The sequence below is a fragment of the Mesorhizobium norvegicum genome (assembly GCF_004919685.1).
Classification (GTDB): domain Bacteria; phylum Pseudomonadota; class Alphaproteobacteria; order Rhizobiales; family Rhizobiaceae; genus Mesorhizobium; species Mesorhizobium norvegicum.
Window position 1 is genome coordinate 92898 of sequence record NZ_SMYZ01000043.1, and the last position, 15453, is coordinate 108350.

The following is a 15453-nucleotide window of genomic DNA, read 5'->3' on the forward strand; positions in this document are numbered from 1 at the left end:
CATGGGCAAGGCCAAAGCTCCGCGCAGGCTTGCTGATAACGAAGCGCGCGCCGTATTGCGCACGATCCGTATCAGCCCGCAGAAGCTCAACCTGGTTGCCGCGCTGATCCGCGGCAAGAAGGTCGCGACAGCGCTTTCCGATCTCGAATTCTCGGCCAAGCGGATTTCCGGCACGGTCAAGAAGACGCTGGAATCGGCAATCGCCAACGCGGAAAACAACCACGACCTGGATGTCGATGCACTGATCGTGGCGGAAGCCTATGTCGGCAAGTCGATCGTCATGAAGCGGTTCCATGCTCGTGGCCGTGGTCGCGCCAGCCGTATCGAGAAGCCGTTCTCGCACCTCACGATCGTTGTTCGTGAAGTCGAAGAAAAAGGGGAGGCCGCATAATGGGCCAGAAAGTCAATCCGATCGGTCTTCGCCTCGGCATCAACCGCACCTGGGATTCGCGCTGGTTCGCGAACACCGGCGAGTACGGCAAGCTGCTGCATGAGGACATCAAGATCCGCAAGTATCTCGAGAAGGAGCTCAAGCAGGCTGCCATCTCGAAGGTCGTGATCGAGCGTCCGCACAAGAAGTGCCGCGTCACCATCCACGCCGCGCGCCCGGGTCTGATCATCGGCAAGAAGGGCGCCGACATCGAGAAGCTTCGCAAGAAGCTGATGGAGATGACGAAGTCCGAGACGCACCTCAACATCGTTGAAGTGCGCAAGCCGGAAATCGACGCGACCCTGGTCGCCCAGTCGATTGCCCAGCAGCTCGAGCGTCGTATCGCGTTCCGCCGCGCCATGAAGCGTGCCGTTCAGTCGGCGATGCGCCTCGGTGCCGAAGGCATCCGCATCAACTGCGCCGGCCGTCTCGGCGGTGCCGAGATCGCGCGCATGGAATGGTATCGCGAAGGCCGCGTGCCGCTGCATACGCTGCGTGCGGACGTCGACTACGGCACGGCCGAAGCGCACACCGCTTATGGCATCTGCGGCGTCAAGGTCTGGGTGTTCAAGGGCGAGATCCTTGAGCATGACCCGATGGCTTCGGAGCGTCGGGCCAGCGAAAGCGATGCAGCGCATGGCGGTGGTGGTGATCGCGAACGCGGTCGTCGTCGCGAAAACGCCTGAGACATTTAGGAATTTGGAGTTAGAACGATGCTGCAGCCAAAGCGCACAAAGTTCCGCAAGCAGTTCAAGGGCCGTATCCATGGTACCGCAAAGGGCGGCACCAACCTGGATTTCGGTGGTTTCGGGCTGAAGGCGCTTGAGCCGAACCGCGTCACCGCACGTGAGATCGAGGCGGCCCGCCGCGCGATCACGCGTGAAATGAAGCGCGCTGGTCGCGTCTGGATCCGTATTTTCCCGGACGTGCCGGTCACTTCGAAGCCGACCGAAGTCCGCATGGGTAAGGGCAAGGGCGCGGTCGATTATTGGGCGGCGCGCGTCAAGCCGGGCCGCATCATGTTCGAGATCGACGGCGTCAATGAAGAAACCGCCCGTGAGGCACTGCGTCTCGGCGCGGCCAAGCTCTCGGTCAAGACGCGCTTCGTGCAGCGCATCGCAGAATAAGGACGGGCTGATATGAAAGCCGAAGACATCCGGACCAAGACCCAGGACCAGCTGACCGACGACCTGGCCAGCCTGAAGAAGGAGCAGTTCAACCTGCGCTTCCAGAAGGCCACCGGCCAGCTCGAGAAGACCGCGCGCGTGAGACAGGTCCGTAAGGACATTGCGCGTATCAAGACCATCGCTGCGGAAAAGTCCGCGGCTAAGAAGGCTTAAGGACGAAAACCATGCCAAAGCGCATTCTGCAGGGCACCGTCGTCAGCGACAAGAACGAGAAGACGGTTGTCGTCAAGGTCGAACGGCGCTTCACGCATCCCGTGATGAAGAAGACCGTGCGCATGACCAAGAAGTACAAGGCGCACGACGAGAACAACGCCCACAAGGTAGGCGATCAGGTGTTCATCCAGGAATCGAAGCCGATTTCCAAGGATAAGCGCTGGATCGTCGTGTCTTCGGACCAGGCGTAAACAACGAATTTTGGACAGACCGGGGAGGGGCTTTGAGCCCATCCCGTTAGAAGAGAAGAAGGCGGCCAGTCATGATTCAGATGCAAACAAACCTCGACGTCGCGGATAATTCCGGCGCCCGTCGTGTCATGTGCATCAAGGTGCTGGGCGGCTCGAAGCGGAAATACGCTTCCGTGGGCGACATCATCGTGGTGTCGATCAAGGAAGCCATTCCGCGCGGCCGCGTGAAGAAGGGCGATGTGATGAAGGCGGTCGTGGTTCGCACGGCCAAGGACATCCGCCGCCCGGACGGCAGCGTGATCCGTTTCGACAAGAACGCGGCCGTTCTCGTCGACAACAAGAAAGAGCCGATCGGCACGCGTATCTTCGGACCGGTTCCGCGCGAACTCCGCGCCAAGAACCATATGAAGATCATCTCGCTCGCGCCTGAAGTGCTGTAAGGAGCCGGACCAATGCAAAAGATTAGAAAAGGCGACAAGGTCGTCGTGCTGGCCGGCAAGGACAAGGGCCGTTCGGGCGAAGTCCTCTCGGTACAGCCGAAGGAAGACACCGCGCTGGTGCGCGGCGTCAACATGATCCGTCGTCACCAGAAGCAGTCCCAGTCCCAAGAGGGCGGGATCATCACCAAGGAAGCGCCGATCCAGCTGTCGAACATCGCGCTGGCCGACCCCAAGGATGGCAAGCCGACCCGCGTCGGTTTCATCTTCCAGAAGGACGGCAAGAAGGTGCGCGTCGCCAAGCGCTCGGGAGAAGTCATCAATGGCTAAGGCTCAAACCACGAAGCCCAAGGCTGAAAGCAAACAGTCCAAGGCTCAGAACACGCCGCGCCTCAAGCAGGTCTACAACGAGACCATCCGCAAGGCGCTGCAGGAACAGTTCGGCTACGACAACGAGATGCAGGTTCCGCGCATCGACAAGATCGTGCTGAACATGGGCGTTGGCGAGGCGACCGCCGATTCGAAGAAGCCTTCGATCGCGGCCGAAGACCTGGCGATGATCGCCGGCCAGAAGGCCGTCGTCACCCGGGCCCGCAATTCGATCGCCGGCTTCAAGGTCCGCGAGAAGATGCCGATCGGCGCCAAGGTCACGCTGCGCAAGGAACGCATGTACGAGTTCCTCGACCGCCTCGTGAACATCGCACTGCCGCGCGTCCGCGACTTTCGCGGACTGAATCCGAAGAGCTTCGATGGCCGTGGCAACTACGCCATGGGCATCAAGGAACACATCGTGTTCCCGGAGATCAACTACGACAAGGTTGATCAGATCTGGGGCATGGACGTCATCGTTTGTACGACTGCGAAGACGGACGACGAAGCCAGGGCATTGCTCAAGGCCTTCAACTTCCCCTTCCGCCAGTAACGGCAGCGAGAAAAGGAAAAATCTGAAATGGCAAAGACCAGCTCAGTCGAGAAGAACAACAGGCGCCGCAAGCTTGCCGACCAGTACGGTCCCAAGCGCGCTGCCCTCAAGGCGATCATCATGGATCAGTCCAAGCCGATGGAGGAGCGCTTCCGCGCTCAGCTAAAGCTTGCTGCCCTGCCGCGCAACTCGGCCAAGATCCGCATCCGCAACCGCTGCGAAGTCACCGGCCGTCCGCGCGCCTACTATCGCAAGCTCAAAGTATCGCGCATCGCGCTTCGTGATCTCGGCAACAACGGCCAGATCCCGGGCCTGGTCAAGTCGAGCTGGTAAGGAGGACATAACATGTCATTGAGCGATCCTCTCGGCGATATGCTGACCCGCATCCGCAACGCGTATGGCCGCAAAAAGTCGAGCGTTTCGACGCCGGCTTCGCGTCTGCGCACCCGCGTCCTCGACGTGCTGAAGGCTGAAGGCTATATCCGCGATTACAGCCAGACCGACTTCGACAACGGCAAGTCCGAAATCGAGATCGAGCTGAAGTATTTCGACGGCGCGCCGGTTGTGCGCGAAATCGCCCGCGTCTCGAAGCCAGGCCGTCGCGTCTATGTTTCGGCCAAGTCGATTCCGCAGGTCGCCAACGGCCTCGGCATCGCCATCCTTTCGACACCGAAGGGCGTGATGGCCGACCACGAAGCACGTGAGCAGAACGTCGGCGGTGAAATCCTCTGCCAGATCTTCTGATCTGGCGTGTGACCGGGAAAATTGGAATCCGGTCTTCGGGATCATGCCCGAAGACAGAGACCTGAAACAAGAGAAGTGACGAGGACAACAAAATGTCTCGTATTGGAAAGAAACCCGTTTCGCTGCCGCAGGGCGTGACCGCGACCGTCAACGGCCAGACCGTGACGGCGAAGGGCCCCAAGGGTGAGCTGAAGTTCGTGGTGAACGACGAAGTCCTGGTCAAGATGGAAGGCAGCGAGATCGCTGTCCAGCCGCGCGACCAGACCAAGACCGCCCGCTCCAAGTGGGGCATGTCGCGCACGCAGATCGTCAACATCCTGCAGGGCGTCAAGGACGGTTTCGAAAAGAAGCTCGAGATCACCGGCGTCGGCTATCGCGCGGCACTTCAGGGCAAGAACCTACAGCTGGCACTTGGCTTCAGCCATGACGTCGTCTACGAGACGCCGCAGGGCATCACCATCACCGTGCCGAAGCCGACTGAAATCACCGTGGCCGGCATCGACAAGCAGCAGGTCGGCCAGGTTGCGGCCGAGATCCGCGAGTATCGTGGTCCCGAGCCCTACAAGGGCAAGGGCGTCCGCTACGCTGGCGAGAAGATCGTCCGCAAGGAAGGCAAGAAGAAGTAGTGGGCTTGGCCCCGAAAAGTTGAAGACTTTTCGGAAAGGACCAAGCTAGAGAAGTGTAACGCCGCGGGGAGCGGTCGCGGGAGGCGCTTTCGCCTACCGCATATGGCGGCCCCCGTTTTTTGAAGGCAAGGAACTGTCATGGCTACCAAGGAATCCATCCAGCGCCGCGCGCAGCGCGTCCGCCGTCAGATCAAGAAGGTCGCCGGTGAGCGTCCGCGTCTGTCGGTCCACCGCACGTCGAAGAACATCTACGTGCAGGTCATCGACGACGCCAAGGGCCACACCATCGCAGCCGCTTCGACGCTTGAGAAGGACCTCAAGGGTTCGCTCAAGACCGGCGCCGACACCGCCGCCGCCGCCGCGATCGGCAAGCTGATCGCCGAGCGCGCCACCAAGGCCGGCGTCAAGGAAGTCGTCTTCGACCGCGGCGCCTACATCTATCACGGCCGCGTCAAGGCGCTCGCCGAGGCTGCCCGCGAAGGTGGTCTTAGCTTCTAAGCATGATCCCGAAAAGTTGCAGACTTTTCGGATAAAGATTATGCGAAGGAAATGAATTTCGCCCCCGGTGACCCACAGAGGCACCGGATCTTATCAGCAACCGTGCTTCCGGAAAAAAACAAGGAACAGGATATGGCACAGGAACGTAGGGATGGCGGCCGCGGCCGCGATCGTGAAGAACGCGATGACGGCATGGTGGACAAGCTCGTCCACATCAACCGCGTCGCCAAGGTCGTCAAGGGCGGCCGTCGCTTCGGTTTTGCGGCACTCGTCGTCGTCGGCGACCAGAAGGGCCGCGTCGGCTTTGGTCACGGCAAGGCGCGCGAAGTGCCGGAAGCTATCCGCAAGGCAACTGAATCGGCCAAGCGCGACATGATTTTCGTGCCTCTGCGCTCGGGTCGTACGCTGCATCATGACGTCGAAGGACGCTGGGGCGCTGGACGCGTGCTGCTGCGCGCTGCCAAGCAAGGTACCGGCATCATCGCCGGTGGCCCGATGCGCGCTGTCTTCGAGACGCTCGGCATGCATGACGTGGTCGCCAAGTCGATGGGTTCGTCGAACCCCTACAACATGGTTCGCGCCACGTTCGACGCGCTGAAGAGCCAGATGCATCCCAAGGATGTGGCTGCTGCTCGCGGCATCAAGTATTCGACCCTTCAGGCCCGCCGCGGCACCGCCGTTGCGGCTGAAGAATAGTCGATCTGACCAGGGATTTTGACCATGGCCAAGAAAGCAACCAAGACCATCACCGTTGAGCAGATCGGTTCGCCGATCCGCCGCCCGAAGGAACAGCGCGCGACGCTGGTCGGCCTCGGCCTCAACAAGATGCACAAGCAGCGCACGCTGGAAGATACGCCCTCCGTGCGCGGCATGATCGCTGCCGTCCAGCATCTCGTCCGCGTCGTGGACGAGGGCTGAGCCAGAGCGCAGGAGAACTCAGATGAAACTCAACGATCTGCGTGACAAGGACGGCGCGACGCACTCCAAGAAGCGTCTCGGCCGTGGTATCGGCTCCGGCTCCGGCAAGACCGGCGGTCGCGGCGTCAAGGGCCAGAAGGCACGCTCCGGCGTCGCCATCAACGGCTTCGAGGGTGGCCAGATGCCGCTCTACCGGCGCCTGCCGAAGCGTGGCTTCAACAACATCTTCGCCAAGAGCTTCACTGTCGTGTCGCTGGCCCGGATCCAGGTGGCCATCGACGCCAAGAAGCTCGACGCCAAGGCAACCGTGACGGCTGAATCGCTGGTTGCCGCCGGCGTCATCCGCCGCGTCAAGGACGGCGTGCGCATCCTCTCGGACGGCGAGATCAAGGCGAAGCTCGCCTTTGACGTTGCCGGCGCCTCCAAGGCCGCGATCGAGAAGATCGAAAAGGCCGGCGGTTCGGTCAAGCTGCCGGAAGAAAAGGCAGCTGCCGAGTAACGGCAATTTGAAGCGCGATCGGCAAGAGTGGGATCCGTTTTTGCTCACGATTGCGCTTTGATCTGCTCAACGAGGCGGCCGCGTCAACGCGGCCGCTTGCATGTTTAGAGCCCGGAGCTTATCTCGTGGGCTTCGGTGAAACGCGCCGCCTGACCTCAGGGCCATCAAGCGTTACCAAGCGGAGAATCAGGCATGGCTTCGGCTGCTGAACAATTAGCCTCGAATCTGAATTTCTCGGCCTTCGCCAAGGCGGAGGACCTTAAGAAACGCATCTGGTTCACGATCGGCGCGCTGCTCGTCTACCGCCTCGGCACCTACATTCCGCTTCCCGGTATCAATCCCGACGCCTTCGCCCAAGCCTTCTCCTCGCAGAGCAAGGGCGTGCTCGGCATGTTCAACATGTTCGCCGGCGGCGCCGTGCAGCGCATGGCGATCTTTGCGCTCGGCATCATGCCTTACATCTCCGCCTCCATCATCATGCAGCTGATGACCTCGGTCATCCCGTCGCTGGAAGCGCTGAAGAAGGAAGGCGAACAGGGCCGCAAGGTCATCAACCAGTACACGCGCTACGGCACAGTGCTGCTTGCGCTGGTTCAGGCCTATGGCATTTCGGTCGGCCTGGAAGGCGGCAACGGCATCGTCAGCGATCCCGGCATGTTCTTCCGCATCTCGACCGTCGTCACGCTGGTCGGCGGCACCATGTTCCTGATGTGGCTGGGCGAGCAGATCACCGCCCGCGGCATCGGCAACGGCATTTCGCTGATCATCTTCTCCGGCATCGTCGCCGGCCTGCCGCACGCCATCTCCGGCACGCTGGAGCTTGGCCGCACCGGCGCGCTGTCGACCGGCCTGATCCTCGCGATCATCGTGCTGGCCATCGTCGTCATTGCGCTCATCGTGTTCTTCGAGCGCGCCCAGCGCCGCTTGCTGATCCAGTATCCGAAGCGCCAGGTCGGCAACCGCATGTTCCAGGGCGATACCTCGCACTTGCCGCTGAAGCTCAACACGTCGGGCGTCATTCCGCCGATCTTCGCCTCGTCGCTGCTGCTGCTGCCGGCCACCGTCGCCGGCTTCTCGCAGACGACCAACATGCCGGCCTGGGCTAGCACCGTGCTCGCCTCGCTCGGCCACGGCCAGCCGCTCTACATGCTGTTTTATGCGGCGATGATCGTGTTCTTCGCCTTCTTCTACACCGCGATTGTCTTCAACCCGAAGGACACCGCCGACCAGCTCAAGAAGCATTCGGGCTTCATCCCCGGCTATCGTCCGGGCGAGCGCACCGCCGATTACATCGATTACGTTCTCACCCGCATCACCGTCGTCGGCGCCATCTATCTGGTGCTGGTGTGCCTGCTGCCGGAGTTCCTGATCTCGGCGACTGGCGTACCATTCTACCTTGGTGGCACATCGCTTCTGATCGTGGTCAGTGTCACGCTCGATACGGTTGCGCAGATTCAGGGTCACCTGATTGCGCATCAGTATGAAGGCCTGATCAAGAAGTCGAAGCTGCGCGGGGGGAAGAAAGCCAGATGAGGTTGATATTGCTTGGGCCGCCAGGAGCGGGCAAGGGGACGCAAGCACAAAGACTGGTAGAAAAACACGGCATACCCCAGCTTTCGACGGGCGACATGCTGCGTGCTGCCGTCCAGGCAGGCACCGAAGTCGGCAAGCGCGCCAAGGCGGTGATGGATGCCGGTGAACTGGTCTCCGACGCCATCGTCAACGCGATCGTCGCCGAGCGTATCGATCAGGCGGATTGCGCCAAGGGGTTCATCCTCGACGGATATCCGCGGACCCTGGTGCAGGCGGACGCGGTCGAGCTGATGCTTTCGGATCGCTCCCAGGGCCTCGACGCCGTCATTGAACTTGTCGTCGACGACAAGGCGCTGGTTGGCCGAATCGTCAAGCGCGCCAACGAGGCACAGGCCGCTGGTCTGCCCGTTCGCAAGGACGACAATCCGACCGTGTTCGAAGAGCGTCTGAGGGAATACTACAAGAAGACGTCGCCGCTGATTGGCTACTACTATGCCAAAGGCAAGCTCCGGAGTGTCGACGGTATGGCCGATATCGATGCTGTGACGGAACAGATCGAAGCGGTGCTCAAGGACGCAACGCGGGGAAATTAACGATTGCACTTGACGGAAGCGGTTCGCTGCGGTATGGCGGCCCGTCTTCCTATCAGGCATGGGCTTTGCTTGTCCGCAAGGGCAAGGCAGCCGCTTTGAACTGGAAACTCCCGCATGGGCCGGCCTCCACCGGACGCGGGGCAACTTAAGATAGCGCCGGTTCGTCCGGCCCACATGGAGAAGAGAAGAACATGGCTCGTATAGCCGGCGTCAACATTCCGACCAACAAGCGCGTTGTCATAGCGCTTCAGTACATTCACGGCATTGGCAAGAAGTTCGCCCAGGAGATCGTCGACAAGGTCGGCATCCCGGCCGAGCGTCGCGTCAACCAGCTGACCGACGCGGAAGTGCTGCAGATCCGCGAAACCATCGACCGCGACTACCAGGTCGAAGGCGACCTGCGCCGCGAAGTCTCGATGAACATCAAGCGGCTCATGGACCTCGGCTGCTACCGCGGCCTGCGTCACCGCCGCTCGCTGCCGGTTCGCGGCCAGCGCACGCATACCAATGCGCGCACCCGCAAGGGCCCGGCCAAGTCGATCGCCGGCAAGAAGAAGTAAGTCAGCGAATAGCGAGTAGCCAATAGCGAGTAGGGATCCCTATTCGCTATTCCCTACTCACTACTCGCTTTCCTAGGTGGAGCCGCTGGCATTACGGCGGTGTAGAGATCAACTGAAAGGACTATCATGGCCAAGGAAGCCGCTCGTGTTCGCCGTCGCGAACGCAAGAACATCTCGTCGGGCGTTGCCCACGTCAATTCGACCTTCAACAACACGATGATCACCATCACCGACGCGCAGGGTAATTCGATTGCCTGGTCGTCGGCCGGTGCCCAGGGCTTCAAGGGCTCGCGCAAGTCGACCCCATTCGCTGCCCAGATGGCTGCCGAGGATGTTGCCAAGAAGGCCCAGGAACACGGCATGCGCATGCTCGAAGTCGAGGTCTGCGGACCTGGCTCCGGTCGTGAATCGGCACTGCGCGCCCTGCAGGCGGCCGGTTTCACCATCACCTCGATCCGTGATGTGACGCCGATCCCGCACAATGGCTGCCGCCCGCGCAAGAAGCGTCGCGTCTAAGCAATTTACCGAACGTCGCGCGAGCGCCCCTGGGTGCTCCTCCACGGCATTCCAGGTCGCCCGCCACGATTGGATGGTGGCGGGTCAACGGAAGGAAAGCATCATGATCCAGAAAAATTGGCAGGAACTGATCAAGCCGAACAAGATCGAGTTCTCGTCGAAGAAGAAGACGCTGACCACGCTGGTCGCCGAGCCGCTCGAGCGTGGCTTTGGCCTGACGCTGGGCAACGCCCTGCGCCGCGTGCTTCTGTCTTCGCTGCGCGGTGCGGCTGTCACCGCCGTGCAGATCGACGGCGTTCTGCATGAATTCTCGTCCATCGCCGGTGTGCGCGAGGACGTGACCGACATCGTCCTCAACATCAAGGAAATCGCCATCCGCATGGAAGGCGATGGTCCCAAGCGCATGGTCGTTCGCAAGCAGGGACCGGGTGCGGTTCTTGCCGGCGACATCCAGACGGTTGGCGACGTCGAGATCCTCAACCCCGACCACGTCATCTGCACGCTGGACGAAGGCGCTGAAATCCGCATGGAATTCACCGTCGACACCGGCAAGGGTTACGTGCCGGCCGACCGCAACCGCGCCGAAGACGCGCCGATCGGCCTCATCCCGGTTGACAGCCTCTATTCGCCGGTCAAGAAGGTCTCCTACAAGGTCGAGAACACCCGCGAGGGCCAGGTTCTCGACTATGACAAGCTGACCATGACCATCGAGACCGACGGTTCGATCACCGGCGAGGACGCGGTGGCTTTCGCCGCCCGCATCCTGCAGGACCAGCTCGGCCTGTTCGTCAATTTCGACGAGCCGCAGAAGGAAGTCGCCGCCGAGGCCGTCACCGAGCTCGCCTTCAACCCGGCGCTGCTCAAGAAGGTCGACGAACTCGAGCTTTCGGTCCGTTCGGCCAACTGCCTGAAGAACGACAACATCGTCTATATCGGCGACCTGATCCAGAAGACCGAAGCCGAGATGCTGCGCACCCCGAACTTCGGCCGCAAGTCGCTGAACGAGATCAAGGAAGTCCTGGCGGCGATGGGCCTGCACCTCGGCATGGAAGTGCCGGACTGGCCGCCGGAAAACATCGAAGACCTCGCCAAGCGTTACGAAGACCAATATTGAGCATGAATTCCAAGGATCGGCGGCGTAGCCGCTCGATCCGACGGTCATGCGGAAAACCATCAGAGGCCTCGGCCTCTTGAACAACTGAAGAAGGAAAAGAGCCATGCGCCACGGTTTCAAAGGCCGTCGCTTCGCCCGAAGCATTAGCCATCGCAAGTCGATGTTCGCCAACCTCGCCGTGTCGCTGCTCGAGCATGAGCAGATCGTCACCACCCTGCCGAAGGCGAAGGATTTGCGTCCGATCGTCGAGAAGCTGGTCACGCTCGGCAAGCGCGGCGACCTGCACGCCCGCCGCCAGGTGATCGCGCAGATCGGTAACGAAGGCGTCGTCAAGCGCCTGTTCGACACCATCGCCCCGCGCTACGCCACCCGCAACGGCGGCTATCTGCGCATCATGAAGGCGGGCTTCCGCCACGGTGACAACGCCGCGATGGCCGTCATCGAGTTTGTCGATCGCGACACCTCGGCCAAGGGCGCCGGCGATCGCGCTCGCATCGAAGCCGAAGGCACCGACGCGGACGCCGCAGCCGCATAAGGCTCGGTTTTTCCGGATTGAATTCAAAGGGGCCTGCGGGCCCCTTTTTGTTGTTGAAGGGCTTTGTCCCTTACCTGGCAAGATCGAGATAGTCTCGTCCGCCAATCGGCTTCCAATCGATCGCTTGTGTAATCTGTTCCACCGCCGGATGCGGGTAGGAGTAGATGCTGTCTACCGCCGTTCGACGGTCGATATCGGCGATCAATTGGGAAGCCGTCACGCTGTTCAAATATTTTCCGATGTCCTGATCTTCGATGAAATCCGCATCAACTCGGAAATGAATCTGGATGGGACCGGCACATATGTTCAGCTCGATATCGCCGCCCGCCGCGGTATAGAAGACCATGACCTCTTCTGGCGGCCACAAGGCCGCAGCCAGGAATTCCGATGGCTTCGTGTTTCCATTGAAGCCATCTAGCGAAATCGCAAGGGTAGCGGTAAGAACCTCGAAATCGCCTTCGAGGTAACCGGCTTCTTCGATTTGAAACCAGTTCATCTGGCACGGCGCCTTGTCATCAAAGGAAATCTCGAGCTTTCCGAAAGTCCAATAATCTGGATCTGCGTGTTCAGGTGTGCCGAGCACTTCGGCGATCTCGATCATTTTCATGCCATGGAAGACCGGGCCCAGTTTGCCGGTCCTCAAAAAGTCACGGAATGAGACGAACTGTCTTTTCATCAGGTCCGACGAGGGTTTTCGGTTTCAAGTCGACCTATAGCTGCTTTGCTGCCCAAAATAATCGGATTTCAGCGGCTTAGCCTTTCATTTTGCACAATCGTCGGGACAATGCCCCCGAACTCGCCTTGGAGGATTCGTGAATGCGCGCCAACCGACTGTCCCTTGTTCTGCTCTTCGCCATGATGGCGTTTGCGGCCGCACCGGTGGTCAGGCAGGCATTGGCCGAGGAGACCAAGACCGATCCTGGCCTGTCCGATGTGCTGACCGACCTGCTGCATGGCGTGGAAGGCGAGAACGCCACCTCCGGTCCCGACAAGCGTGTGCCGTTCGGCCGCGAGGAAGTGCAGCTGTCGTTTGCGCCGCTGGTCAAGCAGACGGCGCCGGCCGTGGTCAATGTCTATGCCTCGCAGACCGCCAAGGTGACGTCGCCCTTCGATGGCGATCCCTTCTTCGAGGAATTCTTCGGTCGTTCGCAGCCACGGGCGCAGTCGTCTCTCGGCTCCGGCGTGCTGGTCGACCCGACCGGCGTGGTGGTCACCAATTACCACGTCATCAAGGATGCCGATCAGGTCAAGGTGGCGACCGCGGACGGGCGTGAGTTCGACAGCAAGGTGCTGCTCAAGGATGAGACGCTCGACCTTGCCGTGCTCAAGATCACCTCGGACAAGCCGTTTCCGGTCATTGCCATCGGCGATTCCGACGCGCTCGAGGTCGGCGATCTGCTACTGGCCATCGGCAACCCCTTCGGCGTCGGCCAGACCACCACCAGCGGCATCGTCTCGGCACTTGCCCGCAGCCATATCGGCGTGTCGGATTCGAGCTTCTTCATCCAGACCGACGCCGCCATCAACCCCGGCAATTCCGGCGGCGCGCTGATCAACATGGGCGGCCAGCTGGTCGGCATCAACACCGCCATCTACAGCCGCAGCGGCGGCTCGATCGGCATCGGTTTTGCCATTCCCTCGAACATGGTTCGCGCCTTTGCCGACGCGGCCAAGGCCGGGCTCGACTTCTTCGAGCGGCCCTATATCGGCGCCGAGTTCGAAGCGGTGACGCCGCAGATTGCCGAATCGCTCGGCATGGAGAAGCCGACCGGTGCGCTGGTCTCGTCGGTCGAGGCGACCGGACCGGCCGCCAAGGCAGGGCTCAAGCCCGGCGACGTCGTCCTGCAGCTCAACGGCAAGCCGGTCGAGAGCATCGAAGCGCTGGACTACCGGATGGCGACGCTGTCGATCGGCACCACCGCGAATTTCGCAGTTCTGACCAAAGGCCAGCAAGCGGCGATGGACATCGCGCTGGAGCGCGCTCCGGAAGGTATGAAGGCTGCCGAAGTGACGTTGCACGGCCGCAGCCCGTTCTCTGGCGCCAAGGTGGCGGACCTGTCGCCCCGGCTCGCCCAGCGGCTTGGCCTGCGCACCGACATCAAGGGTGTCACCGTGGTCGACATCAACCGCGATTCGCCGGCCGCCGATTTCGGCTTCCAGCCGGGCGACATCGTGCGCGAGGTGAACGGCACCACCATCGATACCGCCGCGACCCTGGAGCAGGCGGCCAAGACGGATACGCGCTGGTGGCGCTTTACCGTCGAGCGTGGCGGGCAGATACTGCGCCAGGTGTTGCGTTATTAGGGTACAGCCCGTGCATTCGGGCTCATGCTCCAACGAAAAAGAAGTGCATGGCCGATCTGTTCAGCGTCGATGAACCGGAAAAGGCGCCGCTTGGGCGGCCGCTGGCCGACAGGCTGCGGCCGAAGAATCTTGGCGAGGTCGTCGGCCAGGAGCATCTGACCGGCCCTGACGGTGCGCTGACCCGGCTGATCGGCTCCGGGTCGCTCGGCTCGATGATCTTCTGGGGCCCGCCCGGCACCGGCAAGACCACGGTGGCGCGGCTGCTCGCCGGCGAAACCAGCCTGGCCTTCGAGCAGATATCGGCTGTCTTTTCCGGCGTCGCCGATCTGAAGAAAGTGTTCGAAGCAGCCAAGCTGCGCCGCGCCAATGGCCGCCAGACCCTATTGTTCGTCGACGAGATCCATCGCTTCAACCGCGCTCAGCAGGATTCTTTCCTCCCGGTCATGGAGGACGGGACTGTCGTGCTGGTTGGCGCCACGACCGAAAACCCGTCCTTCGAACTGAACGCCGCTTTGTTGTCGCGCGCACGCGTTCTGGTCTTCCATTCGTTGGGCGAGGAGAGCATCGCCAAGCTGATGACGCGGGCCGAGGAAACCGAGGGCAGGGCGCTGCCGCTCGACGACGAGGCGCGGGCCATGCTGATCCGCATGAGCGATGGCGACGGCCGCGCGTCGCTTACCCTCGCAGAGGAAGTCTGGCGGGCAGCAAAGCCCGGCGAGGTTTTCAATCCGGAGGGACTGCAGCGCATCGTGCAGCGCCGCGCGCCGATCTACGACAAGGGCCAGGACGGCCATTACAACCTGATCTCGGCGCTGCACAAATCGGTGCGTGGTTCGGACCCCGATGCGGCGCTCTATTATCTTGCGCGCATGTTCGATGCCGGCGAGGATCCGCTCTATCTCGGCCGCCGGCTGGTGCGCATGGCGATGGAGGACATCGGCCTTGCCGACCCGCAGGCGCTCGTCGTCGCCAACGCCGCCAAGGACGCCTACGACTATCTCGGCTCGCCAGAGGGCGAACTCGCCTTTGCCGAGGCCACCGTCTATCTCGCCACCGCACCCAAATCCAACGCCGTCTACACCGCCTTCAAAGCGGCCACGCGGGCCGCGAAGGAATTTGGCTCGCTGCTGCCGCCCAAACACATCCTCAACGCGCCGACCAAGCTGATGAAAGAGGAAGATTACGGCGCGGGCTATCGCTACGACCATGACGAGCCCGACGCCTTTTCCGGGCAGGACTACTTTCCGGAAAAGATGGGACGGCAAACCTTCTACGATCCTCCGGAGCGCGGTTTTGAGCGCGACATCAGGAAGCGGCTCGATTATTGGGCGAAGCTGCGCAAAGAGCGGGACTAGCAGGCTTGCGTGACCCGGTCGTCGTCACGCTTCGAAACGAGGCTTCGCCTTGGGGCATTTCCGCCGCGGTCGTTCTTCACGCGTCAGGATGTCGACCGACACCCGCTCCTCCTCCAGCCGTTTCGGCGGCTTCGGCAACGGCATCAAGGCCAGCGTGGCAGCCAGCAGCGCCACAGCAGTTCGAGGCGGCGAGCCGGCCGCCGCCTGCTCCCGTGTCGCCGACAGTGCCCGAACAGCCGGCAGCGGTGCCACCGCCCGCTGCGACCCCGCCCGTACCC

24 protein-coding genes and 1 pseudogene are annotated in these 15453 nt (G+C 61.7%); 23 read left to right on the forward strand and 2 right to left on the reverse strand.

All coding sequences use genetic code 11. The annotated features are described in order from the left end of the window. Nucleotide 1: 1 nt before the first annotated feature. The 21 genes from rplV to rplQ all read left to right on the forward strand — a co-directional run bounded on the left by rplV (nucleotide 2) and on the right by rplQ (nucleotide 11516). Nucleotides 2–391, forward strand: coding sequence for a 50S ribosomal protein L22 (gene rplV, locus FCU66_RS18605; protein WP_006205462.1), 390 nt, complete (start codon nucleotides 2–4; stop codon nucleotides 389–391). Further along, nucleotides 391–1116, forward strand: a complete 726-nt coding sequence (rpsC, locus tag FCU66_RS18610; protein ID WP_013531426.1) for a 30S ribosomal protein S3 — start codon at nucleotides 391–393, stop codon at nucleotides 1114–1116. The genes rplV and rpsC overlap by 1 nt, the downstream gene beginning before the upstream one ends. Nucleotides 1117–1143: 27 nt before the next feature. Further along, on the forward strand, nucleotides 1144–1557 hold the full coding sequence (gene rplP, locus FCU66_RS18615; protein WP_013531427.1) for a 50S ribosomal protein L16: 414 nt from the start codon (nucleotides 1144–1146) through the stop codon (nucleotides 1555–1557). A gap of 12 nt (nucleotides 1558–1569) precedes the next feature. After that, nucleotides 1570–1770 (forward strand): 50S ribosomal protein L29, encoded by a 201-nt coding sequence (gene rpmC / locus FCU66_RS18620; RefSeq protein WP_006205459.1) that lies wholly within the window; start codon nucleotides 1570–1572, stop codon nucleotides 1768–1770. Nucleotides 1771–1781: 11 nt separating this feature from the next. Continuing rightward, nucleotides 1782–2021 carry a 30S ribosomal protein S17 gene (rpsQ, locus tag FCU66_RS18625; RefSeq protein ID WP_010909280.1) on the forward strand — a complete coding sequence of 80 codons (240 nt, stop codon included), beginning with the start codon at nucleotides 1782–1784 and terminating at the stop codon, nucleotides 2019–2021. A 71-nt stretch (nucleotides 2022–2092) separates the two neighbouring features. Next, nucleotides 2093–2461 carry a 50S ribosomal protein L14 gene (gene rplN, locus FCU66_RS18630; protein ID WP_006205457.1) on the forward strand — a complete coding sequence of 123 codons (369 nt, stop codon included), beginning with the start codon at nucleotides 2093–2095 and terminating at the stop codon, nucleotides 2459–2461. A gap of 12 nt (nucleotides 2462–2473) precedes the next feature. Further along, nucleotides 2474–2788 carry a 50S ribosomal protein L24 gene (gene rplX / locus FCU66_RS18635; protein WP_013531428.1) on the forward strand — a complete coding sequence of 105 codons (315 nt, stop codon included), beginning with the start codon at nucleotides 2474–2476 and terminating at the stop codon, nucleotides 2786–2788. After that, nucleotides 2781–3380, forward strand: coding sequence for a 50S ribosomal protein L5 (rplE, locus tag FCU66_RS18640; RefSeq protein ID WP_013531429.1), 600 nt, complete (start codon nucleotides 2781–2783; stop codon nucleotides 3378–3380). Before rplX ends, rplE begins: the two co-directional genes overlap by 8 nt. 27 nt (nucleotides 3381–3407) lie before the next feature. Then, a complete protein-coding gene (rpsN, locus tag FCU66_RS18645; protein ID WP_010909282.1) occupies nucleotides 3408–3713 on the forward strand; it encodes a 30S ribosomal protein S14 in 306 nt (101 codons plus the stop codon). 12 nt (nucleotides 3714–3725) lie between these two features. Continuing rightward, a complete protein-coding gene (rpsH, locus tag FCU66_RS18650; RefSeq protein WP_013531431.1) occupies nucleotides 3726–4124 on the forward strand; it encodes a 30S ribosomal protein S8 in 399 nt (132 codons plus the stop codon). Nucleotides 4125–4216: 92 nt separating this feature from the next. After that, the gene (gene rplF / locus FCU66_RS18655) at nucleotides 4217–4750 is read left to right on the forward strand and encodes a 50S ribosomal protein L6 (RefSeq protein WP_013531432.1); all 534 of its coding nucleotides are present in this window, start codon (nucleotides 4217–4219) and stop codon (nucleotides 4748–4750) included. A gap of 138 nt (nucleotides 4751–4888) precedes the next feature. Further along, a complete protein-coding gene (gene rplR, locus FCU66_RS18660) occupies nucleotides 4889–5248 on the forward strand; it encodes a 50S ribosomal protein L18 (RefSeq protein ID WP_032925343.1) in 360 nt (119 codons plus the stop codon). Nucleotides 5249–5380: 132 nt separating this feature from the next. Continuing rightward, entirely contained in the window at nucleotides 5381–5944 is a 564-nt protein-coding gene (gene rpsE / locus FCU66_RS18665) for a 30S ribosomal protein S5 (RefSeq protein WP_006333394.1), read from the forward strand. Nucleotides 5945–5968: 24 nt separating this feature from the next. Beyond that, entirely contained in the window at nucleotides 5969–6166 is a 198-nt protein-coding gene (rpmD, locus tag FCU66_RS18670) for a 50S ribosomal protein L30 (protein WP_006205449.1), read from the forward strand. Nucleotides 6167–6188: 22 nt separating this feature from the next. Beyond that, nucleotides 6189–6665 (forward strand): 50S ribosomal protein L15, encoded by a 477-nt coding sequence (gene rplO, locus FCU66_RS18675; RefSeq protein ID WP_136622443.1) that lies wholly within the window; start codon nucleotides 6189–6191, stop codon nucleotides 6663–6665. Nucleotides 6666–6857: 192 nt separating this feature from the next. Further along, entirely contained in the window at nucleotides 6858–8198 is a 1341-nt protein-coding gene (secY, locus tag FCU66_RS18680; RefSeq protein WP_056588610.1) for a preprotein translocase subunit SecY, read from the forward strand. Beyond that, nucleotides 8195–8791: an adenylate kinase gene (locus FCU66_RS18685; RefSeq protein ID WP_136622444.1), complete on the forward strand. Its 597-nt coding sequence runs from the start codon at nucleotides 8195–8197 to the stop codon at nucleotides 8789–8791. Before secY ends, FCU66_RS18685 begins: the two co-directional genes overlap by 4 nt. A 191-nt stretch (nucleotides 8792–8982) precedes the next feature. Then, nucleotides 8983–9351 carry a 30S ribosomal protein S13 gene (gene rpsM, locus FCU66_RS18690; RefSeq protein WP_006205445.1) on the forward strand — a complete coding sequence of 123 codons (369 nt, stop codon included), beginning with the start codon at nucleotides 8983–8985 and terminating at the stop codon, nucleotides 9349–9351. A gap of 126 nt (nucleotides 9352–9477) precedes the next feature. Then, on the forward strand, nucleotides 9478–9867 hold the full coding sequence (rpsK, locus tag FCU66_RS18695) for a 30S ribosomal protein S11 (protein WP_006205444.1): 390 nt from the start codon (nucleotides 9478–9480) through the stop codon (nucleotides 9865–9867). Nucleotides 9868–9970: 103 nt separating this feature from the next. After that, on the forward strand, nucleotides 9971–10981 hold the full coding sequence (locus FCU66_RS18700) for a DNA-directed RNA polymerase subunit alpha (RefSeq protein ID WP_013531438.1): 1011 nt from the start codon (nucleotides 9971–9973) through the stop codon (nucleotides 10979–10981). 103 nt (nucleotides 10982–11084) lie between these two features. Next, the gene (gene rplQ, locus FCU66_RS18705; protein WP_056588614.1) at nucleotides 11085–11516 is read left to right on the forward strand and encodes a 50S ribosomal protein L17; all 432 of its coding nucleotides are present in this window, start codon (nucleotides 11085–11087) and stop codon (nucleotides 11514–11516) included. A gap of 70 nt (nucleotides 11517–11586) precedes the next feature. Here the strand turns inward: rplQ and FCU66_RS18710 are convergent, their stop codons facing one another. Beyond that, entirely contained in the window at nucleotides 11587–12192 is a 606-nt protein-coding gene (locus FCU66_RS18710) for a hypothetical protein (RefSeq protein WP_136622445.1), read from the reverse strand. A 140-nt stretch (nucleotides 12193–12332) separates the two neighbouring features. Here FCU66_RS18710 and FCU66_RS18715 point away from each other — a divergent pair, with 140 nt between their 5' ends. Then, on the forward strand, nucleotides 12333–13820 hold the full coding sequence (locus FCU66_RS18715; protein ID WP_136622446.1) for a DegQ family serine endoprotease: 1488 nt from the start codon (nucleotides 12333–12335) through the stop codon (nucleotides 13818–13820). A 47-nt stretch (nucleotides 13821–13867) separates the two neighbouring features. Next, complete coding sequence (locus FCU66_RS18720; protein ID WP_136622447.1) at nucleotides 13868–15175, forward strand: replication-associated recombination protein A; 1308 nt, start codon at nucleotides 13868–13870, stop codon at nucleotides 15173–15175. Between the two features lie 24 nt (nucleotides 15176–15199). Here FCU66_RS18720 and FCU66_RS18725 read toward each other — a convergent pair. After that, nucleotides 15200–15453 (reverse strand): annotated as a pseudogene (locus FCU66_RS18725) (hypothetical protein); the annotation flags it as partial.